This window comes from Methylomonas sp. MgM2, assembly GCF_054172045.1.
This window is the reverse complement of record NZ_JBSYXO010000062.1, coordinates 1-10,405: the sequence shown is the minus strand read 5'-3', so window position 1 is coordinate 10,405 and position 10,405 is coordinate 1. Positions and strand designations below refer to the sequence as shown.

Genomic DNA, 10,405 nt, shown 5'->3' with positions numbered 1-10,405 from the left:
AGGCTAGCAGACCACCCGGCGCTTCAAAAAATGGCGTCGAAACCGAAGGTATGGCGGCAAATTTCAACAGCCTGTTATCGAGGATAGCGGCAGCGACCCGGTCTTAACCCAGTTTTTTCCGCAACATGGAACGCCTCAGCACATCTCCCTGATGCCTCGCGGGACAGAGGGGCATCGTCCAGAGACTGACGGCAATGCCCACAATAGCGGTGCCTGACGTCATTCGGATTGGAACTGCTGCCGCAACGGTGGCACAGGATACCGGGTTGATCGTCGTCCTTCGTGCTTGTTGCTCAAATGAATTCACCACCAAACCGCGCACATAGGCATGTTCGTTGATTTCTTCCTGGGTGGCCCGTCCGCAGTTTCATCGCCTCATCGAACACCAACACCATACGGTATTTGCCACAGATGCTGATATCGCCCGGTCCCGGCATCGTTTCGCCGGTAACGGCGGTGGACCGGTTCACGTACACCCCGCACTGGGGACAATCCTACTTGCGGGACAGGTAGGCTTTTGTTGCTCCATGATCGTTTCAGGTGAATTTAAAAAAAGCCCAAGCGGGCCGTGTCCGTTGCTATGACGGCACCGCCCCATTAAGACTAAAACTGTTACGAGGCCTTAACCGCTTTTATCGACCACCATGGTCACCGCGCTGTTACTTCTTAACTGGCATAGCGACTATTTCTTGTTGACAATTCTTTTTTTAGGGGGAGTAAAACGCGCTAGCGCGCAAGCGCAAACGGGCGATTGCTGCCGATAATTACAACGGAAAACAGGTGGTCGGATGCCGCGAAAGCCGCGAATTATAAGGGATTGAACGAAAACAGAATGAGCAAGCTGACGAGAAACCGACTCGTTGACAATGGTTGTTGCGTTAGGTTGGATTACGTTGACAAAGGTATTGTGCGCGGACGTTTTCGGCGCTATTTTCGCGATTTGGCAAGCGTGGAATAGGAACATACTGGTTGCGCGCAACAGTTGCTGTCAACACGCACCATAAAATGGTAAAGGTCGATGCCATCAATATAAGTCAGACCTTCCAGAACGTAACAACACCATCAAAACCGTCGCCCAAACTGCAATCCTATTATCATTGATCGCCCACCTTGATAAATTCCAGTCCACGATTTCAACAACAAATGCCTTTTCTCTCTAGCTAGCAGGCATTAGTACACGCCCTAAAGATATATCGCGTTAACAACTAAGCACGGTTAATATCGTCGTAATTTAGTCATAAATGGAATAACCATCGGTATGCTGGCTCTCTAGCCGACCGCTGACACGTGAAAGTTCGTATAACAGCAACAGTCGGCTCTTTTTCAAAGGGGCTAGATTGGTTTGTTAAAACTGGTTTAATTTTGTAAATTCTCATCTGTTACTTTGAGAATTCGCGAAAATGCGAATTTTGCCTATCTAAGCCCTATGCCGTCTGGGCTTCGCTATTTTCACAAGCTTGCGAATTTTGCGAAAATAGGTACAAATTCTGGGTGATATTTTCTCATCTCCGCGAATTTACGCGAAAATAGTAACTATCTGTTTTATTGGCAAAATACGGACTTTTTCCGCAATTTCGCATTTTCTCAGGATTAATTTATTTCAATTCCCACATAATCTTTTTTGAACCTGGCTTTGGAACGGATTTGATCTTGTTAAGCGCTTGTAAATCGGAGAGCATCTGCGATAGATCTCTACGTGTTTTGTGACCGCTGAATAACTTGTTTACTTCGGTCTGAGTCATGGGGCCACGAGCTAACGCCAACAATAATCTATCAGCATCTGAACTTGCCTTGGTGTCGTCTGGTGTTGTGAAGATGAACTTCACAGACTCATTGCAATAGTCAATCAGGTCAATGGCTGCCTGGACGTGTCGAACATCAATCAGGGCGTTACCGTCTAGCAAGGCAAACAGCAAACTTAAGCGCATGACATGCGCTTCTGATCGAGATGTTAACGAACCGATCAAGCCAGCCTTATCGGTACTAACCTCATAATATTTCCGCACCCAAAAATAACGTGCCTCTGAGGTAAATGATACTGCTTCCGGAATTACCGATTTCATGAAGGCCTTGGACAAGCGGTTGGCGATTTTTAATACATCGTCATCGGCCATTGGCTGAGGAAAAGCCAACTTCCGAGTTCGACGTACACTTACCCACAAGAAACGGTTAGCCAAACCGTTGTGCAAGTCGGCTTTGGCCATCATCTGTTTAAGTTCGAATTGAGTAATGTGACTCAACAAGTTTATGTGTGGATCACTCGATTTAAGACGGTTGTTCTTGGTCATCGGTGCAAGATTGCCACCATCCCACGCTTTACGCAGTATAGGTGATAACGTGTTACCTTCGCGCTGACTGATTTTAAGAACGTTGGCAAGCTCTTCTTCTACGACCAGCAGACGCTTATCCTCTACACCATCCCATAGCGGACCTCCGCCCTTGCCCTCTTTCTCCTCGGATTGGTCCCTCACTTGATAGATTAGCCCTTCTGCCGAGGATAGTCCGCCATCGGCGATCACAAGACTGCTTAATGTAGGATTGTTTGAACGCTGTAAATAGATTTCTTCAGTTTTTTGGATAATACGGCTTACAGGATTATACGATGTGCCCTTCCTGGCACGGCTGGATGCGCCGACCAATGCCACATAAAGGCGCGCATAATGACGTGTATCGCCTATCTGAATATATTTAAAACGTCCGAACATTGCCGCACTCATCGCCAAAAAACTACAGTACACAGCCATCGGATCGGCCTCGCTGTTTTTGCTTACTATGCGCGCCACGTCACCGGCAACGCCATAAAGGTTGCTTGCATCGAATTCAGGAAAAGAAAATGCTAAAGCAATGTTCTCGTCCTCTGTTGCGCCATAATTAGGCTTCAATGCTTCAAGTAAAAAAGTCACTGATTGAGCTCCTTACGATAAGTTTTGGTTGATTCGAGGACTTTTCGCCAGTAATCATTTACATACCTAACAACAAAATCCCCAGCAGACCCTATGTACCGGTCAGCCAGACCCAGGCATCCGAAAATAGGCCAGTGAAATTGTTCGAGGGATCGACCTTCCGTTAACAACACCATTGGAGCTCCATCTGACTGTTTACGACATTGTTTAGCTCGATCCCACGTGCCAGAACTAAGACAAACAACAGTCGCAAAAGGGCGGTGATCAAACTGTTGACGTACCACCGATTCCTTTGCATGGAACAAAACTTTTCCAGTGGCATTACTATCGGTATAGGAACTCTGGCGCGCTTTTAAGGCAAACGCGCCAAATTTACGTATCCTCATCACTTAGTCCCTGATTGCAACCACTCCATGAACTTGGGTTCGTGAATAAGAATCTTTCCGCCCATCGTCAAAACTGCACCAGATTTGATCAATCCATTAGTTTCACGGTTGAAGAGTTGAAAGCGGAGTGATGCCTCAGAAAATGCGGGATTACGTTGTGAAAACTGGCGAACAGTAAAAACCGGGAGTGCGGATTCAATTTTTTTTGGATCGTTATTGCAATTTTCAGTCATTTCTTTTGCTCTGTTAAAAAGCAAGGATAATGCTGTCACGACTTATTTATCGCAATTTTCTATTGACAATTATTGCTCATTGTTTCTTTTAACAACCTTCAAAAGAAATAAACAATCATTTGATTTTGAAAAACTTTATTTTGAATAAAGGAGAATTGTAAGATCGGCAACGCTTGCGGAAGGCGCTTCCTAATATGGAATGAAAAAAAGCAAAAGAGTGTCGTGGCCCAGTAAAATCAACCGAAGATTTTGTTGTTCGTAGACGCAACCACTTGAAACATGGCCGTCTGAAAGATACGAATAACCGGCACGCGTTCTACGAGGTAATACCAGCCTCTTCCTCTCTAGGACGCCATGACACGCCATCTCACGGTTTTTGAGGTGGTGGGAACCGTAGGCATCAGCCCAAAGGCTGCTCAAATAAATTGCCTTGCAAGTCTCGCTTTGATTCGTCCGATAACCTAAACGCTATTACCCAAAATTTTGGCGTTCATGCTGGCTAGCACGTTGCTTACGTGGCTGTCCGATAGGTGGGAATAGCGCTGCACCATTTGCAAGGTTTTATGTCCGAGAATTTCCGCGATTTCGGCCAAGCTTGCGCCATTCATCGCCAAATAGCTGGCGGTCGTATGCCGTATGTCGTGCCAGTGGAAATTCTCAATTTCTGCGACCGCTAAAGCCTTTAGCCATGGTTGCTTTAGGTCGATGGGTTTTAGCGGGTCTTTATGTGACGGGAACACTAACGGGCTGTCGATCCGTCGAACCTTGCCCATAACTTTCAACACTTGCAGAGCAAGGCCCACCAATGGAATACGCCGCTTTTCCTTGTTTTTGGTTTGATGCAAAATAATGCAACTCTGTTCAAGGTGAACCACCCCCCACGCTTTATTGGTTGGCGGGTTGGCCGGAGCTTTGCCCCAGTAAAGATTCATGGTTTCGGCTTGCCTCATCCCGGTTGATAAGGCGAGGATGAAGGCAGGGTAAAGCAATGGGTTTGCCGATTCCTTACAAGCGACCGTCAATCGTACCCGCTCTTCATCATTCAAAAACCTAACGCGGCCTTTTGCGGCTCTTGGCTTCTCGATGTTTCGCATGGGTGAATCTTCCAGCCATCCCCAGCTTTTAACCGCCGTATTGAATACCTTAGATAGTGAAGCCATATACCTAAGCACAGTGGTAGGGCTTCTCTTTTGGCCGGTCCTTACGGTTTCTTTCAATAGCTTTTCTTTGACGATGGTTAAAGTATCAGGGGTTACGTCGGAAAGCAGCATGTAGCCAATTTCATATTCCCAGCGTCTTAGGTGTAAGCCGGTATGCTCGTCTTGAACCTTATTCAATCCGGCTGATTGCAAATAGCGGTCGATCATTTCCGCTACGGTGTGCTTTTTGGCTTCTGTAGTTTTGAAGTGCCGCCCGTCCCTAATTGCCGACTCGGTGTCTTGAATCCATTTTTTGGCGTCGGTCAGCCGTTTGAATGTGGCCGATTGGGGCGGATAGCCTTTTAACCTTATCTCAGCCGTATAGCGTGGTTTGCCGTCTTTGTCAGTACGTTCTTTGATGCGTGCCATGATTGCCCCTTGGAAAAGCAATCGGCATTTTTTGATATGATGCGCTCAGTCATTGCTTAACCAGCCTGTTAAGTGAATCGGCTAGGGCTTGTCGGTGTTGGTAGCACCCTCGAGCCCGTTTTATTTATGGGTTTTGATTATAAATCTTTGTCCCATTTTTGTCCCAATTCATTATAAAGCATGGGAAAAAATAGCCATAAATAACAACAAGCAAAAACCACTAACTATTTGATTTATTTATCACTGTTTATTGTGATCTATTGTGATTTTTAGATTTATTGGGATTCATAACCCCGAGGTTCCAGGTTCAATTCCCGGTGTCGCCACCACTTAACCTATTGAGTTTAAAGGGATTTTTTAGACTCTTTGCCATCGGTTAAACACGCTGAAAAAGGCCACAGGTCACCCGTAGGGCACCTGTGTTTTTTCAAGGGTGCCTTCTTGGGTGCCCTGTGTTAAATCGGAGGCTGTCATGATGACAACATCTTTACCCAAAAATATCGACGCATCGGTTCCGGATGCGAAATCAAATCATCATTCCATCGGTCAATTTTCGTATTGCCCTCACTGCGGCGATGCCGCTGGCTATTTATCTCAAGCCCCTGTTCACCCTTATTTGCCCGATGAGCCGTTACAATGTCGTGTCTGCGGAAAACTAGATTATGACCTTGTTTTTTATGGCTTGATCCGCAAGTCTGACAATTGGCCAGTGTCCCCGAATTTTGCCACCAAGGGCGAAGCGTACCGATATCGGGATATTTTCGGAGCGACCAAGGAGGCCGGCTATCAGATCGTGGAATGGACTTTCTATTTTCACGAAGCCGACGATAAAGCCCGGTCGCAAATATTGGCCGAGCTGGCCACTTCCCGAGTGACTTACGACCGGTTGATTGAACTGGTGCCCGTAAATCCTTCCCTATACGACTTGCAAGCCATCGCCATTCGATTGGGGTTAGATCGATATCCCTTGCCCGTATTCGCCTGCGGTGCGTCACAGAGGGCGTCGTAATGGCCACTATCCGCAAAATACAGCGGCAACACGGCGTTGTGTTCAAGGCCATCATCAAAAAAAACGGCATTCAGGTTAAGTCTAAGACGTTCTCCAAACGACTTGATGCCGTGGCATGGGGAAGGCGCATCGAAGCCGACCGGGACCTTATGGAGGCTTTCGGTTCGCCCGGGGCCACCATGCGCTTCGACCAGTTGATCGACGAATACATGGCGCAATGGGCCGGCAAGGACCCTAACCAAGTCATTCGCGCCAATTATTGGCTAGCGGCTTTTGGTACCTGCAAGCTGGTCGACATTACCAGCGGCATGATCCGTGCCCAACTCAAAGAACTGGAAGCCGGGAAGTGTATCCGCGGTGACGGCAAAGGCAAGACCAAAACCATTAACAGGCCGCGTGCCCCGACAACCTATAACCGTTATCGATCGGTGTTGAGTGCCATTTTTAAGTTTGCCATCGGTGAAGGTTTCATCACAACGAACCCGGTTTCCCGAGTGCCGGCAAAACGGTTAAATAACATGCGCCATCGCTTCCTGAACGACGTTGAGCGGGAAGCCCTGCTTGGGATGCTTGCGCCAAGTCGGAATGGCCGCACATGCGCTTATTGGTGCTTTTGGCCATGACTAGCGGCATGCGTAAGTCGGAGCTGATGTATTTGCGTTGGTGCGACCTAGACTTTGAACGCAATTTGGCTTATTTGGCCGATACCAAGATCGGAGAGCCGCGCAGCTGTCCGATTCCCGATTTCGTGATGGACCAATTGCGGCCAATGCGCCAGGTGGGCAAAAACCCGATATTTCCATCGGAAATCATGCCGGATAAACCGTTCGAGTTCAAAAAACATTGGCTGAAAGCATTGGCCGATGCCGGTATCGAGAATTTCCGATGGCATGACTTGCGCCATAGCTGTGCAAGTCTGCTAGCGGCTCACGGTGCGACCTTGCTGGAAATTGGCCAAGTGTTGGGGCACCGATGCACTCAAACCACGATGCGCTATTCCCATTTGTCTGTCGAACATAAGTCTCGATTGGTCGATAAAGTCATGACGGCGGCGATCCGCCAAGGCGGTAAAAAATGAAAGAAATCACGACAAATATTTTCCCTCACCGAACTAACGGTATGAACGTGGTCGACGTGGTTACCAATTCACTTTACCGTGCGCTTGGTATAGCGGAGATATTGGAAGCAGTCGGCAGCAATCAAGATCAGATTGGTATCGATATTGAACGCGCTATCCAGGCTATCCGCTATGAAATCGTGGATGCGATAGCCCTGCTTACACATTATCAAGATGACCTGCATAATCGCGTAAAAACCAACGATCTAAATAACGTAGTGAATATCAACCCTGAATAACACATATCGAGGTACACATCATGTTAGAACAACCTTGTGCAAAAACGGACGCTTTCAGACTCTGCAATGCTATCGAAGAGTTGACCAAGATGCTTTCTGATCGAATTTGGGACGACGAGACCATTCAAGATCGATTTGCAATGGCCGCACTGGTCGATGGTGCCAGAGTCTCAGCAAAACAACTATATGTTTTGGTAGAAACAGCCCACTTGCAATATAGAAGTGAAATACCAGAAACAGGTGACCAGAGATAATGAGTTGCTTGCACACTGTAAAGCATAGGGATACACTGAGTCATGATTAAGAGTTTCCGGCATAAAGGCGTTCAACAGTTCTTCGAGACTGGCTCCAAGGCCGGCATCAATGCAGGCCATGCGTCCAAATTGGCGCGGCAATTGATGTTGCTGAACGCGGCCAAGTCCCCGCAAGAAATGAACGTCACCGGTTGGAAACTTCACCCGCTCAAAGGCAGTTTGGCAGACCATTGGGCGGTTACCGTTAGCGGGAATTGGCGTCTTACCTTCACGTTCGAAGGCGAAGACGCCATCCTCGTTGACTATCAGGATTATCACTAAGAGGTGCTTTACATGGCTATGTTTAACCCGCCGCATCCTGGCAGCATATTGAAAGATGACGTATTGCCGGAATTGGGCATTAGCGTGACCGAGGCAGCCGATCAACTGGGCGTGTCCAGAGTGGCATTGTCCCGGGTGATCAACGGCAAAGCGGCTATCAGCGCAGACATGGCGATCCGCCTGGAAGCATGGATGGAAGGTCCGAGCGCTGAAACGTGGGTGCGTATGCAAGCCGAATACGATCTTTGGCAGGCCAGGCAAAAGCCACAACCTCACGTCAAGCCGCTGCATCGATCACAAGCGGCGTAACCGAATAACCAAGCCTAGGTCGACGGGCCGAAAGCCGGAAACTTTCAACTGGTTGGCTTGGTTATCTAATTGAAGGGTGTACTTTGAAGGAGTACAGATATGGCTGAATTGCCGCCGGTCGCCTGTGCGGTGTTGGTCAATGTTCCTGAATTAGGCACATCGGAAAGACGAATCATTGCCGGACGACTAGCCGCAGATAAGCATCAAAAGTACTTGAACATGATGGAACGTCTCGAAGCAATTTTTGCTAAGGGGTTTGTCGCGTTTCCAGATCCCGTTCGAGGACAATGGCATGTGCTTTTGGATTTGCTTACAGTTTGCGTGTTCCATTACAACGAAGAAACAGCTAAGGAAATAAAATCTAGTCAAAAGGAATATTTAGACAATCTAAAAAAGATTCATACGGCTGTATCAGAACTGGTTAAGCTGCTCAAGATTGAAGAAATGAAAAGCCATAATTGCGGGATTTCGGCCAAATTTGATAAAGATGCGGCCGAATTGATGGTATCGGCCGCTAAGAACTCATGCGATACTCGAAAGTCATGTTTGTTCGAATGGCATATAGAACCAAAAATTGAGCCGATTATAGGTCGCTATGACGACAAATATTTTCCTTCTGTTGCTGAGTTAATCAGCGAGTTGAGCCGGCAAACGGCTAACCCTGAAATTATTCGTTACATAGAAATGCCTAGCCAAATTCACAAGAAAAACGTGTTTATTAAAAAGTTTTTCGAGATTCTAGGTCAGAGTATTTCCGCTAATCAAATAGCCCATGAAATTCTCGAATTAACCAACCCGGAATGGTGTTGGTTATTTAATGTCGCGACCGAAAGAACGGATTTTGTTGAGCAAGACTTGTTAAACCATAAACCATAAACCATAAACCATAAACCATAAACCATAAACCATAACGTTAAGTCATTGATTTTTATTGATTAAACTCAAGGCAATAAATCGTTTGAGTTTATATCGAAAAAAATAACACATCAAAACATAATGCCACCACGCTGTTAATAACAGCGGATTTTTTAACAAATGAGGTGGTAAATATGCCAAGTAATCAAGACCAACCGAATCAATCAAAAACACAGGCGTCTAATTTTTTGGACGATATTTTGCCGGTTGATGAGTTCCAGAAAAAACACGCCGATAAGTTCACCAAGCCACAACTCGTGTGGCTATTGCGTCACCGCGAACGCAACGGCTTAAGCAAAGCCGGGGCGGTTCAGTGCTCACCATGAAAGACGCACCAAGATCGATATTGTGTTCGAGAAAGTGGTGGCGCACGTCGATGCCGAGGTCAAACAATGTCCGGTCTGCCAAACACGGTTAAAGGTTTGTTTCCAGCCGACCTGTACGGACCTTTACAATATGGCGACGGTTTGAAGGCCTTTGTGATCAATCTGCTGATTTGCCAAATGGTCGCGCTGAACCGGGTTCAAAAGCTGCTGACATCGATGCTGGATGTGGTGATTAGCGAGTCGACTTTACTCAAATTCGTGCTGCGCTTACATCTGGCTTTGGAAACCTGGGAGACTCAAGCCAAAGAACAACTCCTGCGGGCTCCCGCGATTCATGTGGATGAAACCTCGTTGCGAGTGGATCGGAAAAATCACTGGCTCCATGTTTATGCCTCCGGCGACATCACGAGCAAGTTTTTACATCGAAAGCGTGGCCAGGCGGCGATCGAGTCGATTCATCTCATTCCGCGTGACGGTGGTGTCATTATCCACGATTGTGGGTCATCGTATTTCGCCTATTCAAACTGCGGGCATGGTCTATGCGGTTCGCATTTGCTGCGCGAACTGACCTTTATCGTCGATGCGCACGGCCATCGCTGGGCGAAGAATATGAAACGCTTATTGCAGCAAACCTGTATCACCGTCTCTAACCAGGCAGACAAGAAACTGACAGATAGCGAGTTGGCTAACCTGCAAAGGCGTTACCGGGCCATTCTGACGCGCGGCGAAAAAGAGTTACCCGTCATTTCGCCGAAGCCCAGTGGAAAACGCGGCAGACTGGCCAAATCCGATGCTCATAATCTGTGGGAGCGATTCAAGGCGCAT

General features: G+C 47.3%; 12 protein-coding genes. 9 read left to right on the top strand and 3 right to left on the bottom strand.

Features of this window, described 5'->3' with window-relative positions:
* Window positions 1-1,595: 1,595 nt before the first annotated feature.
* The 3 genes from ACW73I_RS22315 to ACW73I_RS22305 form a co-directional block, all read right to left on the bottom strand.
* Window positions 1,596-2,903, bottom strand: coding sequence for a DUF3987 domain-containing protein (locus tag ACW73I_RS22315; RefSeq protein WP_458031714.1), 1,308 nt, complete (start codon window positions 2,901-2,903; stop codon window positions 1,596-1,598).
* Window positions 2,904-3,288: 385 nt separating this feature from the next.
* Window positions 3,289-3,561, bottom strand: a complete 273-nt coding sequence (locus tag ACW73I_RS22310; RefSeq protein ID WP_458031713.1) for a hypothetical protein — start codon at window positions 3,559-3,561, stop codon at window positions 3,289-3,291.
* Between the two features lie 422 nt (window positions 3,562-3,983).
* The gene (locus tag ACW73I_RS22305; RefSeq protein ID WP_458031712.1) at window positions 3,984-5,090 is read right to left on the bottom strand and encodes a tyrosine-type recombinase/integrase; all 1,107 of its coding nucleotides are present in this window, start codon (window positions 5,088-5,090) and stop codon (window positions 3,984-3,986) included.
* Between the two features lie 472 nt (window positions 5,091-5,562).
* On the opposite strand from ACW73I_RS22305, the gene ACW73I_RS22300 reads away from it, so the two are divergent.
* The 9 genes from ACW73I_RS22300 to ACW73I_RS22260 form a co-directional block, all read left to right on the top strand.
* Window positions 5,563-6,099 (top strand): hypothetical protein, encoded by a 537-nt coding sequence (locus ACW73I_RS22300; protein WP_458031711.1) that lies wholly within the window; start codon window positions 5,563-5,565, stop codon window positions 6,097-6,099.
* Window positions 6,099-6,722, top strand: a complete 624-nt coding sequence (locus ACW73I_RS22295; RefSeq protein WP_458031710.1) for a hypothetical protein — start codon at window positions 6,099-6,101, stop codon at window positions 6,720-6,722. Before ACW73I_RS22300 ends, ACW73I_RS22295 begins: the two co-directional genes overlap by 1 nt.
* Window positions 6,695-7,177, top strand: coding sequence for a site-specific integrase (locus tag ACW73I_RS22290; protein ID WP_458031709.1), 483 nt, complete (start codon window positions 6,695-6,697; stop codon window positions 7,175-7,177). The genes ACW73I_RS22295 and ACW73I_RS22290 overlap by 28 nt, the downstream gene beginning before the upstream one ends.
* Entirely contained in the window at window positions 7,174-7,455 is a 282-nt protein-coding gene (locus ACW73I_RS22285; protein WP_458031708.1) for a hypothetical protein, read from the top strand. Before ACW73I_RS22290 ends, ACW73I_RS22285 begins: the two co-directional genes overlap by 4 nt.
* A gap of 20 nt (window positions 7,456-7,475) precedes the next feature.
* Window positions 7,476-7,709 carry a hypothetical protein gene (locus ACW73I_RS22280; RefSeq protein ID WP_458031707.1) on the top strand — a complete coding sequence of 78 codons (234 nt, stop codon included), beginning with the start codon at window positions 7,476-7,478 and terminating at the stop codon, window positions 7,707-7,709.
* 42 nt (window positions 7,710-7,751) lie between these two features.
* A complete protein-coding gene (locus tag ACW73I_RS22275) occupies window positions 7,752-8,030 on the top strand; it encodes a type II toxin-antitoxin system RelE/ParE family toxin (protein WP_458031706.1) in 279 nt (92 codons plus the stop codon).
* A 12-nt stretch (window positions 8,031-8,042) separates the two neighbouring features.
* The gene (locus ACW73I_RS22270; protein WP_458031705.1) at window positions 8,043-8,339 is read left to right on the top strand and encodes a HigA family addiction module antitoxin; all 297 of its coding nucleotides are present in this window, start codon (window positions 8,043-8,045) and stop codon (window positions 8,337-8,339) included.
* Between the two features lie 99 nt (window positions 8,340-8,438).
* Entirely contained in the window at window positions 8,439-9,215 is a 777-nt protein-coding gene (locus tag ACW73I_RS22265; RefSeq protein ID WP_458031704.1) for a hypothetical protein, read from the top strand.
* Window positions 9,216-9,646: 431 nt separating this feature from the next.
* Window positions 9,647-10,405 (top strand): IS66 family transposase (locus tag ACW73I_RS22260; protein WP_458031703.1); only part of this gene is annotated, 759 nt, incomplete at its 3' end.